Here is a 17,778-nt window from a genome sequence, read left to right as displayed (position 1 = left end):
GGGGGACGCGTGCGGATCAAGTGGCGGCACCGGGTGTTGCCGGCGGCACCCCTGGCACTGGCCCTGCTGGCTGCGACCGGCTGTGAGAGCGCGCCGGACGCGCGGCCGGAGCCGACCGCTACGCCCTCCACGTCCGTGGCCCGCGTGTGCGCCGAACCCCCGGACGGACCGACGAAAGCGCCGGCGGGCGCGGTGACGGTCGACCCCGCGGTGGCCGGTGACCTGGCCGCGAAGACCAAGAGCAACCCTCCGAACACCACGTTCTGGCTTCGACCGGGCAAGCACAGGCTCGCCCCGGACCGCTACGCCCAGGTCATTCCCAAGAAAGGGGACAACTACCTCGGCGCGCCGGGCGCGGTACTCGACGGCCGGAAGACCAATCAGTACGCGTTCGGCGGCAGTGCCAGCAACGTCACCATCCGCTACCTGACCGTGCAGGGTTTCGTCGCGCCGCGCGACGAGGGCGTGGTCAACCACGACTCGGCCGACGGGTGGGTGATCGAGCACACGACGATCCAGAACAACTCCGGCGCCGGCCTGATGGCCGGTGCCCGCCAGCAGGTCCGCGCCAACTGCCTGCGCGGTAACGGTCAGTACGGCATCAATGCGTACAAGGCCTCCGGCCGTGTCAGCGGCCTGGTGATCGAGGGCAACGAGATCGCGGACAACAACAGGGACGACTGGGAGCGGCGGCGGCCCGGCTGCGGCTGCACCGGAGGCGTCAAGTTCTGGGCCGTCGACGGCGCCGACGTACGCGGCAACTGGGTGCACGGCAACCACGGACCCGGGCTGTGGGCGGACACCGACAACAACGACTTCCGCATCGAGGACAACGTGCTCGAGGACAACGACGGTGCCGCACTGATCTACGAGGCCAGCTACAACGCGGTCATCCGGAAGAACACGATCCGGCGGAACAACTGGGTCGAGGGCCGCAAACACGCCGACGGCGGTGACACCTTCCCGTTCGGGACCATCTACGTGTCCGAGTCCGGCGGCGAACCACGGATCCGAGCCCGCACCGACAAGATCGAGATCTACCGCAACGTGCTGGAGAACAACTGGTCCGGCATCACCTTGTGGGAGAACGCCGACCGGTTCTGCAACAGCCCGGCCAACACCTCGTCCGGTGCGTGCACGTTGCTGGTGAAGAACACCGACCGCTGCGTACGGCCGGCGATCGCCACCGCACCGCTCTACGCCGACTGCCGGTGGAAGACCCAGCGGGTGGACATCCACGACAACCGCTTCGTGCTGGACAAGTCCGTCGTCGGCTGCACGGTGATGTGCGACCGCATGGCGGTGCTGGCCAACTACGGCACCTATCCGGACTGGTCGCCGTACCAGGGCGAGCGGGTGGCCGATGCGATCACCCTCAAGCAGCACAACCGCTGGCACGACAATGTCTACATCGGTCCGTGGAAGTTCGTCGTTCACGACCCGAGCCGGATACTCGACTTCCGGCAGTGGCAGGGCACGCCGTACCGGCAGGACGCGGGCAGCACCTTCCGCGCACAGGACGGTGGTTGAGATGGGCCGGGACCACACGTCGAAGATCGTCGGGACGGTCTGGGGGCTGCTGGTCCTCAACACGCTCGGCTCCGCCGGGGCGAAGACCATCATCCCGCTGCCCCGCTCCCTCATCCAGATGGTCACCATGGGCGCGCTGGCCGCCGCGTTCGCGCTGGCGCTCGCCGTCAATCTCCGGCTGCGCATACGAGCCAACGCCTACGTGTTCCTCCTCACCCTGCTGCTGGCGCTGAGCGTGATCTCCAGCGTGAACCTGGAATCCGGGTTCGGCGCCCTGTTCCGCTGCGCCCGGCTGGCCCTCTTCGTCGGCACGCTGTGGTTGCTCAGCCGCTGGTGGGACGGCGGCCTGACGTTCGTCCGGCACCACATCCGGATGTACTTCGTGGTCCTCGGGTCGGTGGCCGCCGGCGCGATCATCTCACCGGGCGCCGCCATGCCCGATCTCTACGGCGGACGGCTGGTCGGCGCGTTGTGGCCGCTCACGCCGCCGCAGATCGGCCAGTACGCTGCGGTGATCACCGGACTTGCCGTGCTGCTCGTTCTGGGCCGCCGGACCGACCGCGGCAGCGCGGCGATGGTCATCGTGCCGGCACTCGTCCTGCTCGCACTGACCCATACCCGGACGGCCACGGTCGGCCTGCTCATCGGACTGGCGCTGGCGATCGGTTCGCTCGTCCTGACCAGCGCCGCCGCCCGTCGGTTCTTCGCCTGGGCGGTACTGTGCGCCGCCGTGGGCGCGGTGGGGTTCGGCTCCCTGCTGCAGGCGTGGTTCCTGCGCGGACAGAGCCAGGAGAACTTCACCAGCCTGACCGGTCGGGCCAAGGTCTGGGACGCCCTGCTGGCGGCGCCCCGGACGACCACGGAGTACCTGTTCGGCGTGGGCCTGGGCGACAAGTCGTTCGGCGGGCTGCCGATCGACAACAGCTGGCTGGCCGTTTACCACGAGCAAGGTGTGACCGGCGTCGTCCTGGTGGCGGCGATCATCATCGTGTTGGGCGGCGTCGCGTTGCTGCGGCCACCGTCGCTGTCGAGAGCCTGCGCGATCTTCCTGATCAGCTACTGCGCGATCGCGTCGTACACCGAGGCGGGACTGGGCGACGCCTCGCCGTATCTGCTGCACCTGGCCGTGGCCGCCTCGCTGCTGGCGGCACCTGTCGCAGTGGACCCCCTCCCGACGCCCGACGTTCCTCGACGACGCGCCCCACGATGGGCCCGGAGATCGGAGGTGACCTGAGCATGCACGTCCTCGTGGTGCACAACCGCTACGCCTCGGCGCAGCCGAGCGGGGAGAACAAGGTCGTCGACCAGGAGGTGGCGCTGCTGCGCGGGGCCGGCCACCGGGTCGAGCTGTTCGAGCGGCGCAGCGACGACATCGCCGCCCGGTCCCTGCTGGGCAAGGCCGCGGTACCGCTGCTGGTGCCGTGGAATCCGGCGGTCCGCACGGAGCTCACCGCCCGGCTTCGTACCGAGCGGCCGGACGTGGTGCACGTCCACAACGTCTTCCCGCTCCTGTCGCCGGCAGTGCTGGCCGCCTGCGCCGACGCCGGCGTGCCCGTCGTGGCCACACTGCACAACTACACCCAGGTCTGCCCGCCCGGCACGCTGCAGCGGGGCGGCCGACCGTGCACCGAGTGCGTCGGGTCCGCGCCGCTGCCCGCCGTCCGGCACGGCTGCTACCGGAACTCCCGGCTGGCGACCGTACCGCTCGCGGTCAGCCTGTCGGTCAACCGGCGGCGGTGGTGGTCCAGCGTGGAGCGGTTCCTCTGCATCTCCGCGGCGCAGCGCGACGTCCTGGTGCGGGCCGGCATGCCACCCGGGCGGCTGGCGGTGAAGCACAACTTCGTGCCCGAACCGGGTGTCCGCCGATCGGGTGCCGGCGAACAGCTGCTCTATCTCGGCCGGCTCGCAGAGGCCAAGGGCGTGCGGCTGCTCATGGCCGCGTGGGACGAGATCGCCGCTGACGGTGGTGTGGGTGTGCCGCTCGTGGTCGCCGGCACGGGGCCGTTGGAGCGAGAAGTGGCTGCCTGGGCGGCGGGCCGGGACGACGTGCGGTACGTCGGCCTGTACGGCCCCGAGCAGTGCCGGCAGGCCATCGCGCGGTCGGTCGCCGTGGTGGCTCCCTCCACGTGGCTGGAGGCGTTCGGCCTGGTGGTCGTGGAGGCGATGGCGGCGGGGGTCCCGGCCGTCGCCGCCGGCCACGGCGCCTTCGTCGAACTCGTCGAGGACGGGGTGACCGGGCTGTTGCACCGGCCGGGCGATCCCGACTCGCTCGCGTCCTGCTTGCGCCGGATCACGGCCGAGTCGGCCCGCAACCGGGCGATGGGCCAGGCGGCCCGGCGCCGTTACGAGCAGGACTTCAGCCCGGCCGTCGGGCTGGAACGCCTGGTGGACGAGTACCGCTCCGCGATCGCGGGTCGGTCCGGCGGCGGGGACGGCCTGCCGCCGGGAGGGGACGAACACACTGGCTCGCGGCGGGTACAGCCGCGCGAGCGGGATGGGGGCAGTAGATGACACGATGCCGACTCTGCGGCTCGGCGGCGCTGGAGAGCGTCGTCGATCTTGGGGCGACTCCGCCCTGTGAGAGCTTTCTCACCGCGGACCAATTGGACCAGCCGGAGCCGACATACCCGCTGCACCTGCGGGTCTGCACCGACTGCTGGCTCGCACAGATCCCTCCGCTGATCACGCCGGAGGAGACGTTCACGCAGTACGCCTACTTCTCCTCCTACTCGGCCTCCTGGGTGGAGCACGCACGCACGTTCGTCGCCGACACCGTGGAGCGGTTGGGTCTCGGCACCGACGCCTTCGTGGTCGAGGTCGCGAGCAACGACGGGTACCTGCTGAAGCACATGGTCGACCGCAGGATCCGCTGTCTCGGCATCGAGCCCTCGGTGAACGTCGGCGCCGCGGCGCGGGAGGCGGGTGTGCCCACGCTCACGGAGTTCCTGGACCCGGCCACCGGCGCCGCCGTCCGCGCCGAGCACGGCCCGGCGGACCTCGTCGTGGCCAACAACGTGTACGCGCACATCCCCGACGTGGTCGGGTTCACCCGGGGGCTGCGCGCCCTGGTCGCCGACGACGGCTGGGTCTCCATCGAGGTGCAGCACCTGCTGACCCTGATCGAAGAGAACCAGTACGACACGATCTACCACGAGCACTTCCAGTACTACACGGTCGCGTCCGCGGCCCGGGCGCTGGCGAGCGGCGGACTTGCGCTGGTGGACGTCGAACTGCTGCCCACGCACGGCGGCTCCATCCGGCTGTGGGCCCGACCGGTCGAGGTCGCCGGCGAGCCGACCCATGGAGTGTCCCCTGCTCATGGGGATTCCCCCGCGCGAACGAAGCCGAGCGTGGGCGAGGAGCCGAGGGCCTGGGGAAGGGTGGCCGACGTACTGGACCGCGAGAAGGCCGCCGGGCTGCAGGAGCTGTCCGGGTACACCGAGTTCTCCGCTCGGGTGGCCAAGGTGCGCCGGGACCTGCTGCGGTTCCTCATCGAGGCGGCCGAGCGCGGCGAGACGGTCGTCGGCTACGGCGCCCCGGGCAAGGGCAACACCCTGCTCAACCACTGCGGCATCCGGCCCGACCTGCTCCCGTACACGGTCGACCGCAACCCCTACAAGCACGGCAGGTTCACCCCGGGCACCCGCATCCCGATCCTTGCGCCCGAGCAGATAGCCGCCGACCGGCCGGACTACGTCCTCGTCCTCCCGTGGAACCTGCGGGCCGAGTTGGTCGAGCAGCTGTCCTTCGTGCACGCCTGGGGCGGCCGACTGGTCTTTCCCGTACCGGAACTGAGCATTGTCGAGGTCGAGTCATGAAGGTCGTACTGTTCTGCGGCGGCTACGGACTGCGGATGCGCAACGGAGCCTCCGACGACGTGCCCAAGCCGATGGCCATGGTCGGCCCGCGGCCGCTGATCTGGCACGTCATGCGCTACTACGCGCACTACGGGCACACGGAGTTCATCCTGTGTCTCGGGTACGGGGCCCACCACATCAAGGACTTCTTCCTCAACTACGAGGAGACGACGTCCAACGACTTCGTGCTGCGGGGCGGGCAGACCGAGTTGCTGTCCGCCGACATCGCCTCCTGGACGATCACGTTCGTGCAGACCGGCATCGAGTCACCGATCGGGGAGCGGCTGCGCCGGGTACGGCACCACCTGGACGGCGACGAGATGTTCCTCGCCAACTACGCCGACGTGCTCACCGATGCCCCGCTGCCAGAGATGATCGACCGGTTCGCCCGGCGCGACGCCGGTGCCTCGATGATGGTGGTGCCACCGCAGTCCTCGTTCCACTGCGTGGACCTGGGCGATGACGGCCTGGTGGGGGGCATCACCGCGGTGAGCGATCTGCCGCTGTGGGAGAACGGCGGCTACTTCGTGCTCCGCCAGGAGGTCTTCGACCACATCCCGGAGAACGGCGACCTGGTCGCCGACGGATGCACCCAGCTCGCCAAGCGCGGACGGTTGGTGGCGCACCAGCACCGCGGCTTCTGGAAGCCGACCGACACCGTGAAGGAGCGGGCCGCGCTGGACGAGGCCTACGCCCGGGGCGACCGGCCGTGGGCCGTGTGGGAACGGGGCGGCACGGGGGCGGGTGCGGCCAGCGGAGTCGGCTCTGGAGCGAGGGCGTGATCCGGCTCGGGGCCGGGCGCCTGGACCGGATCGTCGCAGTGGGCGCGCACTGCGACGACATCGCCATCGGCGCCGGTGGCACGCTGCTGACGCTGTGCCAGGCGCGGCCGGGCATCCGCGTCGACGCGCTGGTGCTCTCCGGCGGTGGCGGCGAGCGGGAGCAGGAGGAGCAGGCCGCGCTCGCCGCCTTCTGCCCGGGTGCCGACCTGCGGCTGACCGTGCTCAAGTTGCCGGACGGCCAGCTGCCGGCACATTGGGAGGAGGCCAAGGCCGCGGTCGAGGAACTGCGCCTGCGCACCGATCCGGATCTCGTGCTGGCCCCGCGCACCGAGGACGCGCACCAGGATCACCGCGGCCTGGCGCAGCTCATACCCACCGCGTTCCGCGACCACCTCGTGCTCGGCTACGAGATCGTCAAGTGGGACGGCGATCTCGGCCGTCTCGCCGCGTACCAGCCGCTGTCGCCGGAGATCGCCGAACGGAAGGTGCGGCTGCTGCAGGAGCACTACCCCTCGCAACGGCACCGGCCCTGGTACGACCGGGAGGCCTTCCTCGGGCTGGCCCGGATCCGCGGCATCGAAAGCCACGCGCGCTACGCCGAAGCGTTCGACGTCACCAAACTCACTCTGAACCTGGGGGAATGAACCTTGCGCGTACTGCTGACCGGGCACCAGGGCTATCTGGGCACCGTCATGGCCCCCGTACTCGCGGCCGCTGGGCACGAAGTCGTCGGGCTGGACGCCGGCCTGTTCGCCGACTGCGTGCTGGGCCCGCCGCCCGCGGACCCGCCGGGGACGCGGGTGGACCTGCGCGACGTCACGGCCGAACAGGTGGCCGGGGTGGACGCCGTGATCCATCTGGCCGCCCTGTCCAACGACCCCCTGGGGGCGCTGGCGCCGGAGCTCACCTACGACATCAACCACCACGCGTCCGTGCGGCTGGCCCGACTGGCCCGCGACGCCGGAGTGCAGCGCTTCCTGTACGCGTCGACCTGCTCGGTCTACGGCGCCGCCGGCGGCGGCGACCTGGTGACCGAGGACGCCCCGCTGCGCCCGGTGACACCGTACGCAGAGTCCAAGGTGCGGGTGGAGGACGACCTGCACGCGCTCGCCGACGGCGACTTCAGCCCGGTGTTCATGCGCAACGCCACCGCCTTCGGCTACTCGCCCCGGCTGCGCGCCGACATCGTGCTGAACAACCTGGTGGGCCACGCACTCCTGTCCGGCGAGGTGCTGGTGCTCTCCGACGGCACCCCCTGGCGCCCACTGGTGCACGCCGCCGACATCGCACGGGCCTTCGCGGCCGCACTGGTCGCGCCCCGCGAATCGGTGCACGACCGGGCGTTCAACATCGGCAGCGAGATCAACAACGTCACGGTCGCCGAGATCGCCGAGCAGGTCGCCGAGGCGGTCACCGACTCGCGGGTGGTGATCACCGGGGAGACCGGAGCCGATCCGCGGTCGTACCGGGTGGACTTCTCCCGGTTCCGCGCCGCGGTGCCCGGCTTCGACTGCGAGTGGACCGTGAAGCAGGGCGCCCTCGAACTCGCCGACGCCTACCGGAAATACGGGCTGACCCGGGAGGACTTCGAGCGACGCTTCACCCGGCTGGCCGTGCTGCGCGCGGCATCCGAATCCGGCGCCGTCGACGACACCCTGCGGCGGCGCCGATGAGCGCGGCCGGCGAAGAGATGTACGCGCTGGTGGAGCGGTTGTACCCGCTGTGCCGGAGCATCACCGGCGACGGAGTGCGCGCCACCCTGGAGATCATCGACGAGTACGTGCCGCTGCAGGTGCACGAGGTGCCGACCGGAACCCAGGTGCTCGACTGGACGGTGCCGCAGGAGTGGAACATCCGGGACGCGTACATCGCCGACACCGCCGGCAACCGGGTCGTCGACTTCGCCGCGTCCAGCCTGCACGTGCTCGGCTACAGCGTGCCGGTGTCGGCGACCATGTCGCTGGCCGAGCTGCGTGGGCACCTGCACACCCTGCCGGACCATCCGACCTGGGTGCCGTACCGCACCAGCTACTACAAGCCGGAGTGGGGCTTCTGCCTGGCCCAGGAGACCTTGGACGCCATGCCGGACGGCGAGTACGAGGTGCGCATCGACTCCACCCTCGCCGACGGCCACCTCACCTACGCCGAGCACGTGGTGCCCGGGCAGGTCGCCGACGAGGTGATCGTCTCCTGCCACGTCTGCCACCCGTCGCTGGCCAACGACAACCTGGCCGGCATCGCGGTGGCGACGTTCCTGGCCCGGGCGCTGGCGGAGCAGACACCGTGGTACACCTACCGGTTCCTGTTCGCACCCGGCACCATCGGGGCGATCACCTGGCTGGCCCGCAACGCGGAGCGGGTGAAGGGGGTATCCCCCGCTCATGGGGATACCCCCGCGCGAGCGAAGCCGAGCGTGGGGGAGGAGCCGGGGGCTGGGGGAAGGGTCAAGCACGGGCTGGTGCTGGCCTGCGCCGGTGACCCGGGCCGGCTGACGTACAAGCAGAGCAGGCGCGGCGATGCGGAGATCGACCAGGTGATGCGGCACGTGCTGCTCGCCTCCGAGCGCCCGCACCGGGTCGTCGAGTTCACTCCGTACGGCTACGATGAGCGGCAGTTCTGCTCGCCCGGGTTCGATCTCGGCGTGGGTTCGCTCAGCCGGACCCCGTACGCCGGCTACCCCGAGTACCACACCTCGGCCGACAACCTGGACTTCGTCTCCCCCAAGGCGATGGCAGACACGCTCGTCCTGTGCCGCGAGGCATTCACCGTGCTGGACCGCAACCGACGGTACGTCAACCTCAGCCCCTACGGCGAGCCACAGCTGGGCCGACGTGGCTTGTACGACTCGCTCGGCGGCCGCAGCGACGCGAAGCAGGCCCAGATGGCCATGCTCTGGGTGCTCAGCCTCTCCGACGGCGAGCACAGTCTGCTGGACGTCGCCGAGCGGTCCGGATTGCCGTTCGACACCGTCGCCGCCGCGGCCGACGCCCTGCACGGCGCCGGGCTGATCAAGGCATGACGCCGATGACCACCGGGGGGGAGAGGGCGACGGCATCGGCGGATCCGGCCAGAGGCGCCCGGCGGACCGCCAAGCGGGCCGTCGTCGGCCGGCTGTCCTGGGGGCTGGCCGACCAAGCGGCCTCCAGCATGACCAACTTCGCGGTGGGGATCTACGTGGCCCGCTCGCTCGGACTGGCTGCGTTCGGCGTGTTCAGCCTGGCCTGGGTGACCTACGGCGTGGTGCTCAGCGTCTCCCGCGGGTTGGCCACCGACCCGCTCGTGGTGCGTTTCAGCGGTGTGTCGGACGCCTCCTGGCGCGGGGCGGTGGCCCGGTCGTCAGGTACCGCCCTCGGCGTCGGCGCCGCCATCGGCGGGGCATGTCTGGTGATCGGGCCGGCTCTCGGCAGCCGCGTGGGGCCCGCGTTCGCCTGCCTCGGCGTCATGCTGCCGGGGCTGCTGTTGCAGGACGCCTGGCGGTACTCGTTCTTCGCCGCCGGTACCGGGCGCAAGGCGTTCGTCAACGACCTCGTGTGGGGCGTCTCGCTCGTCCCGGCCATGGTGGTGGCGGCCCGCGCGGGCAGTGTGCCCGCCTTCGTACTGGCCTGGGGCGCGTCCGCCGCGGTGGCCGCGGTGTACGGCTGCTTCCAGTCCGGGATCATGCCCCGCATGACCGGAGCGCGCGAGTGGCTTCGCGAGCACCGTGACCTCGGCTACCGGTATCTGGTCGAGAACACCTGTGTCAGCGGCGCGAGCCAGCTGCGGGCGTACGGGCTCGGCGCGATCGTCGGGGTTGGCGCGGTGGGTGCCATCCGGGGCGCCGAACTCCTGCTCGGCCCCTTCCTCGCCGTGCTGATGGGGCTGTCACTGGTCACCGTCGCGGAGGCGGCACGGGTGCTGCGGCGGGCCCCGCACCGGCTGGGCCCGTTCTGCCTCCTGCTGGGCGGCGGGCAGGCCGTCGCCGCGCTGCTCTGGGGCGCCGCGCTGCTGCTGATGCCGGACCGCGCCGGCGCGTTCGTCCTGGGGGACGTCTGGCACTCCGCCTCCCAGCTCATCGTGCCGGCCACGCTCGGCGTGGCCGGCGCCGGCCTCGGCACCGGCGCGGCGGCCGGGCTGCGCGCGCTCGCCGCGGCCCGGCGCAGTCTGCGCAGCCAGTTGATCGCCTCGGCCTGTTACGTCACCGGCGGGCTCGGCGGGGCAGCCGTGGCCGGCACGGTCGGCTCGGCCTGGGGCGTCGCCGCCGCGACCGTCGGCAGCTCGGCCGTGTGGTGGCTGCAGTTGCGCTCCGCCCTGCGCGAGCGCCACCAGAACCCGATCAGTGAAGTGAGGACGTCATGACCACCCCGCCCCGGTTGAGCATCGGCCTGCCCGTGTACAACGGCGAGGAGTACCTCGCCGAGTCGCTCGACGCCCTGCTCGGCCAGACCTACGAGGACTTCGAGCTGGTCATCTCCGACAACGCCTCGACCGACGGGACCCAGGACATCTGCCGCCGGTACGCCGCACGGGACTCGCGCATCCGGTACCTCCGGTTGCCCCGGAACATCGGCGCTGCGCCGAACCACAATTACGTGTTCACCGAGTGCCGCGGCGAACTGTTCAAGTGGGCCTCGCACGACGACCTGTACGCCCGGGACCTGCTGCGGCGCTGCGTCCAGGCGCTGGACGAGCGGCCGGACGTGGTCCTCGCGCACAGCGGCCAGGCGGTCATCGACGGCGACAGCCAGGTGAAGGTCCCGTACGCGTACGGGCTCGCCACCGACTCGCCGCACGCGCCGGAGCGCTTCCGCAGCCTGCTGTTCGAGCCCGGCGGCGACGACTTCTACGGGGTGATGCGGGCCGACGTGCTGCGCCGGGTGAAGCCGCACGACAGCTACCACCACGCGGACCGCACGTTCGTCGCCGAGATCACCCTGCACGGGCGCTTCCACCAGGTGCCGGAACTGCTGTACTTCCGCCGCGACCACCCCACCCGCGCCGAGCGGGCGAACCCCAGCAAGCGCTCCCGCTGCGTCAACCTGGACCCGCGCCGGGCAGGCCCGCTGCACCCGACGCCCCGGCTGCTCGCCGAGTACGTCTGGGGCTTCGTGACGGCGATCCAGCGGGCGCCGTTGTCCCCCGCCGACCGGCGCGCGTGCCACCGCCACCTTCTCGCGTGGATGGCCAGCCGGGTGCGACCGGGCGCCGGCGAGCGGGTCGAGGACCGCGCCCCGGTCGACCCGTCCTTGCACACGGTCTCCGTCGACGCCCTCGTCGCCGGCCGCGAGGGGAGGCCGGCATGACGTCCGCGAACGAGACTCCGGTGCGCGTCGGGGTGTTCGGCCTGCTCGGCTCCGGCAACCTCGGCAACGACGGGTCGCTGGAGGCCGTGCTCGGCTACCTCCGCACCGCACACCCGGAGGCGGTCGTGGACGCGCTGTGCGGCGGACCCGAGGTCGTCACGACCCGGTACCGGATCCCCGCGACGCGGCTGCACTGGTACCGCGGGGAGTACCGGACGGCGTCGCGGGCGGGCGCGATCGCGGCGAAGGGTCTGGGCAAACTCGTCGACGCCGTCCGCACCGCTGCCTGGGTACGCCGGCACGACGTGGTGATCGTGCCGGGCATGGGCGTCCTGGAGGCCACGCTACCGCTGCGGCCGTGGGGCTTCCCGTACTCGCTGTTCCTGCTCTGCGCGACCGCCCGGCTGTTCGGCACCCGGGTGGCGCTGGTCAGCGTCGGTGCCGCCGCGATCGGCGACCGGCCGACCCGAGCACTGGTGCGCTGGTCGGCGCGGCTGGCCACCTACCGGTCGTACCGGGACGCCCTGTCCCGCGACGCGATGCGGGAGATGGGCGTGGACACCACGCGCGACGAGGTCTACCCGGACCTCGCCTTCGCCCTGCCGACGGTGCCGGCGAACGCGCCCTCCGGCCCGCCGGGCCCGGTTTGCGTCGGTGTCATGGCCTTCCACGGCGGCAACGACGACCGTGCCCGGGCCCAGGAGATCCACCGGCGCTACCTCGACGGGACGATCCGCTTCGTCCGCGCGCTGGTCGCGGACGGCAGGCCGATCCGGCTGCTCACCGGCGACGGGTGCGACGAGCCGGTGGTCGCCGCGATCCTCGACGCGGTGGACTCGCCGCTGGTCACCGCTGCCGAGGCGGCCTCGCTGGCCGACCTGATGAAGGAGGCGGCGGCTGCCGACACCGTGGTGGCGACCCGCTACCACAACCTGGTCTGCGCGCTGAAGGTCGGCACGCCGACGCTCGCGCTCAGCTATGCGGCGAAGAGCGACGCGCTCATGGCCCGGATGGGGCTGGAAGCGTACTGCCACCCGGCTCGTGAGGTCGACGCCGACCGGCTGCTGGAGCAGTTCCGGGCGCTGGAGAAGCGATCGGCGGAGCTGCGGCGGACCCTCGCCGAGCGGAACCTGGCCGCCACTCGCCACCTCGAACGCCAGTTCAACACTTTGACCGCGGCCCTCTTCCCGGCGGCCGGCCACGCCCACACCCATGCCCTGCGGGAGGCTCCATGAAAGCGCTCGACGTCCCGGCGATCGCCGGCGCGTACCTGTTCGAGCCGACGCCGTACGCCGACGAGCGCGGCTTCTTCTGCCGCACCTTCGACGCCGACGTGGTCCGTTCGGTGGGCCTCGACCCGGACGCCTTCGTCCAGGACAGCCTGTCCCGCTCGGTCCGTGGAGTGCTGCGCGGCCTGCACCTGCGCTCCGGCGCCGGCGAGGCCAAGCTGGTGCGGTGCTCGTACGGGAGGATCTTCGACGTCGTCGTGGACCTGCGGACGGACTCGCCGACCTACCGCAACCAGGCGTATTTCACGCTGTCCGACGAGACGCAGGTGACCCTGTACGTCCCGGCGGGGTGCGCGCACGGCTTCCAGGCTCTGACCGAAACCGCCGACGTCTCGTACCGGATCGACCGCCCGCACGATCCGGCCGAGGACGTGACGATCGCCTTCGACGACCCGGAGCTCGCCGTTCCCTGGCCGCTGCCGGTCACATCGATGTCCCAGCGGGACCGCGAGGCGCCGAGCCTCGCCGAGGTTCTGCAGCGAAAAGAGAGTTGAGGACGGCGTGAACGACAAAGCCACCGAAGCCGCCGAAGCCGCCGCAGAGTTGCTCCTGCCCCGGTCGCGGAGGGCGAACGAGCGGCTGCACGCCGTGATCCCCGGGGGCGCACACACCTACGCCAAGGGCGATGACCAGTACCCCGAGGACCTGGCGCCGGTCATCAGCCACGGCCGCGGTGCCCACGTGTGGGACATCGACGGCAACCGCTACGTCGAGTACGGCTCCGGTCTACGATCGGTCAGCCTCGGCCACGCCCACCCCCGCGTGATCGAGGCGGTGCGGCAGGAACTCGACCGTGGCAGCAACTTCGTCCGGCCGTCCATCCTGGAGGTCGAAGCCGCGGAACGCTTCCTGACCACGGTGCCGACCGCCGAGATGGTGAAGTTCGCGAAGAACGGCTCCGACGCCACCACCGCTGCGGTGCGCCTCGCCCGCGCCGCCACCGGGCGCCCGCGGGTGGCCCTCTGCGCCGACCATCCGTTCTTCTCCGTCGACGACTGGTTCATCGGCACCACGCCGATGTCCGCCGGTGTTCCGGAGGCGACCAACAACCTCACCCTGACTTTCCCTTACGGCGACCTGGCCGCCACGGAGGCGCTGCTCACCCGGTACCGGGGCGAGGTCGCCTGCCTGATCCTCGAACCCGCCACCCACACCGGATCCTCCCCAAGCTCTCACCTTCGTTCGAGCAAGGCAGACCCCACCACCGAGTACCTCGCCGGACTACGTGAGCTGGCCGACCGCCACGGCTGCGTACTGGTCTTCGACGAGATGATCACCGGCTTCCGCTGGTCCGAGGCGGGCGCCCAGGGCCTGTACGGCGTCGCCCCCGACCTCTCCACGTTCGGCAAGGCGCTGGGCAACGGATTCGCCGTCTCCGCGCTGGCCGGGCGCCGCGAACTGATGGAACAGGGCGGACTGCGTCACTCCGGCGACCGGGTGTTCCTGCTGTCCACCACACACGGTGCGGAAACGCACTCCCTGGCAGCGATGATGGCCGTGCTCACCACCTACGCCGAAGAGGGCGTCACCGCGCGGCTGCACGCCCTCGGCGAGCGGTTGGCCGCCGGTGTCCGCGAAGCCGCGGCCGGTATGGGAGTCGGCGACCACGTCATCGTCCGGGGCCGAGCGAGCAACCTGGTCTTCGCCACCCTCGACGAGAACCGGCAGCCGTCGCAGCAGTTCCGCACGCTGTTCCTGCGCCGACTCCTCGCGGGCGGGGTGCTGGCCCCGTCGTTCGTGGTGAGCAGCGCGCTCAGCGAGGCCGACATCGACCACACCGTCGATGTGGTGGCCCAGGCGTGTGCGGTCTACCGGAAGGCACTGGACGCCGCCGACCCCACCCCCTGGCTGGGCGGACGACCGGTGAAGCCCGTGTTCCGCCGCCTGGCTTGACGTGACGTGTCCTCAGCGGCGCTCCCACCGGCCGGCGTCGGCCATCCGATCGTCCAGCCGGTCAGCCGTCCGGTCGACCAGCCACGCGGTCGCCGGTATCACCGCCAGCGCGGTGCACCAACCGCCGAGGACGTCGGTCGGATAGTGCGCGCCCAGGGCGACCTGCGCCCAGCCCATGGCGGCGCCGGCCACCAGCGCCGCGGCGAGCACGAGCAACATGCCGGCCGAACTGCCGAGGCCGAGCCGGCCGGTCGCGAGCAGCGCCAGCACGAGGGTGAGCGCGGTGGCGAAGGCGGTGTGCCCGCTCGGGTAGGACAAGTTCCCGTCGTGGATGGTGCGTCCCACCAGAACCTTGAGCAGCGTCGCCGTCCCCACGGTCATACCGGTGCCGGCAACGACGAGCACCGCTGCGCGAGGGTGCCGAAGCAGCAGGCACCCCGTCACGGTGACCAGGACCAGCGTCGCCGCGCCCGCCGGCTCCCCCAAGAAGTCCATGGCCAGCGCGACGTGCCTCCACGCCGGCCCCGCCCCGTCCACTGCCCTCCAGATCCGCGCGTCCGCCCCGCCGGGCTGGCTGTCGTCGGCGTACAGGAACCCGAGCGCGACGACCACCAGCGCGGCGAGGACCGCATGCAGTCCGAGCCACACGCGCAGCGACGGGGGCAGCACCGCGGGCGCCGAGCGGCGGGTCACACGCCCACCGCGTCCGGTCGACCCGTCGTGCGGTGCCGTGGTCGGTGGAAGGTGTTCGTGTTCCGGGTCTCGACTTCCCGGGGCGAGGTGGGCGTGCGGTCCCTCATCCGACCGATGGGCAACCATGAATCAGCGGCCTCCTGTTTCCCCTGCGTCAGGCCCTCGTGAAGACTGCACGGCCTGCTGTGGTGACCTTTTGTCCACCCTGCGCGGCAGTGGTTCGTGTCCCGGTCCGCTCCCCGTGGGGTCCCGCGCCCAACGACCGGTGGATCGGCTTGCTGATGCCCGCGCCGGCGGTCGCGCCCCACGACGGTGGGGCCTTGTTTCCGGACGACTCCGGTGACCGTGTGTCCGGGCACACCACGGCCCAGGCGTTCCGTCAGCACCCCGGCTCCCACGGACGGGTCGGAATCGGCATCGCCGCGACCACCACCGCCCGGGCCGACGGGCGCGTGCCCTCCCAGCTGCCTCCCAGCCTGCCCCAGGAACCCGCCGATCCGGCGTTTCGCACCAGGGGCCGACCGGCCGTCCGCCATGCGGTCCGGGCCTGCACCGCATCCATCGCGTCAAAGCCACGTCGACCAGGGCTTCTGCCGGTGCCGACTCCCCACCAACGAGCCCCCCGTCGTGTCTGACATGGCCCCCACGGGAGCCATCGGCCTGTGCAGCCCCGAACTCGTCAGCCTCTCCATGACCCTGGTCAAGGGCATCGGAATCGGCCTCCACTCGCCACCCTAGCCAACAATGCGGTTGCGGCACACCGCCGTTGGAGGGTCCGAGGGTCAACTCTCCTCGACATGTGGCCCGGATCGCTATGTGGCCCGGATCGCTTTTCCGTGCCGGAGCCACGGATGCCTCGGTGGCCTTCTCCCCCTCGCTGGTGGTATTGACGAACCGGCTGTTGGGGAACGAGGTGTTGCGGGGCGGCGGAGGCGCAGTGGGCGGCGGCCCGGCTGACCGAGGAGCTGGGAGACCCGTTGCCGCGCTGCAGGCCGTTAGCCTGTCGGTATGTCAGAGCGTGTCATGCCCGGTCGCACGGACGGCTTGATCACCCTGGGCGCCGCGGACGCTCTGTGGGCCGATGTGACGGCCGACAGTGCCGTGCCGACGGTCTCTGGGGCATTCACCTACTCCCCCGCCCATGCCCGCGCGGGGTACGTCCTGCTCGGCGGCCATGCGGTGACGACCGTGCGGGCGAGCGGCGGTCAGTGGCGTGTTCCGGAAGTCGAGGTGCGCCGGGCAGCCGCGGAACTGAACGCGGTGGGAATGGATCGGCAGGACCTGGTCCGCATCGGTCCGTTTCGTGGGACGTCGAGGCAGGAGTGCAACGAGGAAACGCCGCTGCGTTGGCGCCAGCGCATCGCGCGGGAACTGCAGCAGCTGGGCGGCCCCGAGCGGGCAGCACGACGTGACGACGGCCGGCCGCACCACCTGGCGGGGATCGACTGGCGACAGCTGCTCGTGGAGCAGGCCCCCGACGGGACGCAGCGGACGTGGTGGCTGCCGCGCGCTGCGGTCAGGCTGCTGGACGCGGCTGAGCACACCGAAAGGCAGTGGGTGCGAGCCGAGCGGACCCGCCAGGCAAGCACAGCCGTCACCGAGTCGCCCTCCCGGCCCCGGCGGGCCCGAAGCGCCGGCGGCCAGCAGACGGCGGAACCCGGGGGGCCCACCGCCGCGCTGCGCCCGTACAACGGGGAGCTGGAAGGCCAGCTTTACTCGGTGCTCAGCAGAAAGCCCGGTACCTCCCGCAAGGTGGCCGGGTGGGCGTGCGCCGTCTGCCACACCGCGCACGCCGCCGTCCTCGACCACTGCCACGAACACGGCTACGTCCGCGCCCCCGTCTGCCAGTCCTGCAACACCCTGGAACGCCCCGACCACCTGTACGGCAACGACATCCGGGTGGCGAACCGCTACACACGCCTCTTCCGCATCGACGCCGACGATTGGCTCCGCCACTGGCACCGCTGCCCCGGCTGCCGCGCGCGCACCACCCTGCCCCTACCGCACCTCGCCGGATGGACCGCCCACATAGCCTGCCGCTCGCTGCGCCCGACCCACCGCGCCCCCCGCGGGCGCACGCCCTGCGGCATCCTGCGCGTGTCCTGGACGGGCAGCCAGAACACGCCCCGTTCCTGCCTGCTCACGGTCGCCGTCGACTGCTGCCCCTCCGGCGAGCACCGTGTCCTGGCGCGAGTCCCCTACCGCGAAGCCGCCGAGCGGTTTCGCACCTGGTTGGCCGAGACGGCCCCTGCCGTGGCCGCCGCGGCCGGGCCTGACCGTCTGGACGGCCTCCCCGCCCAGTCCCGGCCGGTCATCGTGGACACCAGCGGCGGGGGCCTGGCACTGTTCTGAGCGAGCGCCGAGAGACCCGACGTCCCGACGCCACCTGGCAGCCGCCGGCCCCGACACACCCCGCACGTCCCAGCGACATGGCGCCGCCGGTGCCCGCGGTCAC

15 protein-coding genes are annotated in these 17,778 nt (G+C 71.6%); 14 read left to right on the top strand and 1 reads right to left on the bottom strand.

What is annotated here, in order from left to right; all coding sequences use genetic code 11:
- The first annotated feature begins 9 nt into the window (after positions 1-9).
- From LK06_RS25890 to LK06_RS25830, 13 genes are read left to right on the top strand one after another with little or no spacing between them, the layout of a single operon-like run.
- Positions 10-1,530, top strand: a complete 1,521-nt coding sequence (locus LK06_RS25890) for a right-handed parallel beta-helix repeat-containing protein (protein ID WP_039656767.1) — start codon at positions 10-12, stop codon at positions 1,528-1,530.
- A gap of 1 nt (position 1,531) precedes the next feature.
- Entirely contained in the window at positions 1,532-2,764 is a 1,233-nt protein-coding gene (locus LK06_RS25885; RefSeq protein ID WP_039656769.1) for a membrane protein, read from the top strand.
- Positions 2,765-2,766: 2 nt separating this feature from the next.
- On the top strand, positions 2,767-4,041 hold the full coding sequence (locus tag LK06_RS25880) for a glycosyltransferase (RefSeq protein ID WP_039656886.1): 1,275 nt from the start codon (positions 2,767-2,769) through the stop codon (positions 4,039-4,041).
- Positions 4,038-5,348, top strand: coding sequence for a class I SAM-dependent methyltransferase (locus LK06_RS25875; protein ID WP_039656771.1), 1,311 nt, complete (start codon positions 4,038-4,040; stop codon positions 5,346-5,348). The genes LK06_RS25880 and LK06_RS25875 overlap by 4 nt, the downstream gene beginning before the upstream one ends.
- Entirely contained in the window at positions 5,345-6,169 is an 825-nt protein-coding gene (locus tag LK06_RS25870; RefSeq protein ID WP_039656772.1) for a glycosyltransferase family protein, read from the top strand. The genes LK06_RS25875 and LK06_RS25870 overlap by 4 nt, the downstream gene beginning before the upstream one ends.
- Positions 6,166-6,813 carry a PIG-L deacetylase family protein gene (locus LK06_RS25865; RefSeq protein ID WP_043432532.1) on the top strand — a complete coding sequence of 216 codons (648 nt, stop codon included), beginning with the start codon at positions 6,166-6,168 and terminating at the stop codon, positions 6,811-6,813. The genes LK06_RS25870 and LK06_RS25865 overlap by 4 nt, the downstream gene beginning before the upstream one ends.
- Positions 6,814-6,816: 3 nt before the next feature.
- The gene (locus LK06_RS25860; RefSeq protein ID WP_039656775.1) at positions 6,817-7,842 is read left to right on the top strand and encodes an NAD-dependent epimerase/dehydratase family protein; all 1,026 of its coding nucleotides are present in this window, start codon (positions 6,817-6,819) and stop codon (positions 7,840-7,842) included.
- On the top strand, positions 7,839-9,188 hold the full coding sequence (locus LK06_RS25855) for a DUF4910 domain-containing protein (protein WP_043406653.1): 1,350 nt from the start codon (positions 7,839-7,841) through the stop codon (positions 9,186-9,188). Before LK06_RS25860 ends, LK06_RS25855 begins: the two co-directional genes overlap by 4 nt.
- Positions 9,185-10,504, top strand: coding sequence for an MATE family efflux transporter (locus tag LK06_RS25850; protein ID WP_078858730.1), 1,320 nt, complete (start codon positions 9,185-9,187; stop codon positions 10,502-10,504). Before LK06_RS25855 ends, LK06_RS25850 begins: the two co-directional genes overlap by 4 nt.
- A complete protein-coding gene (locus LK06_RS25845) occupies positions 10,501-11,448 on the top strand; it encodes a glycosyltransferase family 2 protein (RefSeq protein WP_039656781.1) in 948 nt (315 codons plus the stop codon). Before LK06_RS25850 ends, LK06_RS25845 begins: the two co-directional genes overlap by 4 nt.
- The gene (locus LK06_RS25840) at positions 11,445-12,683 is read left to right on the top strand and encodes a polysaccharide pyruvyl transferase family protein (protein WP_043432527.1); all 1,239 of its coding nucleotides are present in this window, start codon (positions 11,445-11,447) and stop codon (positions 12,681-12,683) included. Before LK06_RS25845 ends, LK06_RS25840 begins: the two co-directional genes overlap by 4 nt.
- Entirely contained in the window at positions 12,680-13,231 is a 552-nt protein-coding gene (gene rfbC, locus LK06_RS25835; RefSeq protein WP_039656784.1) for a dTDP-4-dehydrorhamnose 3,5-epimerase, read from the top strand. The genes LK06_RS25840 and rfbC overlap by 4 nt, the downstream gene beginning before the upstream one ends.
- Before the next feature lie 7 nt (positions 13,232-13,238).
- Positions 13,239-14,630, top strand: a complete 1,392-nt coding sequence (locus LK06_RS25830; RefSeq protein ID WP_086083509.1) for a glutamate-1-semialdehyde 2,1-aminomutase — start codon at positions 13,239-13,241, stop codon at positions 14,628-14,630.
- A gap of 12 nt (positions 14,631-14,642) precedes the next feature.
- Here the strand turns inward: LK06_RS25830 and LK06_RS25825 are convergent, their stop codons facing one another.
- The gene (locus LK06_RS25825; protein ID WP_043406661.1) at positions 14,643-15,323 is read right to left on the bottom strand and encodes a phosphatase PAP2 family protein; all 681 of its coding nucleotides are present in this window, start codon (positions 15,321-15,323) and stop codon (positions 14,643-14,645) included.
- Between the two features lie 1,008 nt (positions 15,324-16,331).
- On the opposite strand from LK06_RS25825, the gene LK06_RS25820 reads away from it, so the two are divergent.
- Positions 16,332-17,675: an endonuclease domain-containing protein gene (locus LK06_RS25820; protein ID WP_043432524.1), complete on the top strand. Its 1,344-nt coding sequence runs from the start codon at positions 16,332-16,334 to the stop codon at positions 17,673-17,675.
- Positions 17,676-17,778: the final 103 nt, after the last annotated feature.

Source organism: Streptomyces pluripotens (assembly GCF_000802245.2).
Lineage (GTDB): Bacteria > Actinomycetota > Actinomycetes > Streptomycetales > Streptomycetaceae > Streptomyces > Streptomyces pluripotens.
The sequence above is the reverse complement of the archived record's forward strand: the minus strand, read 5'-3'. Positions and strand labels throughout refer to the sequence as shown.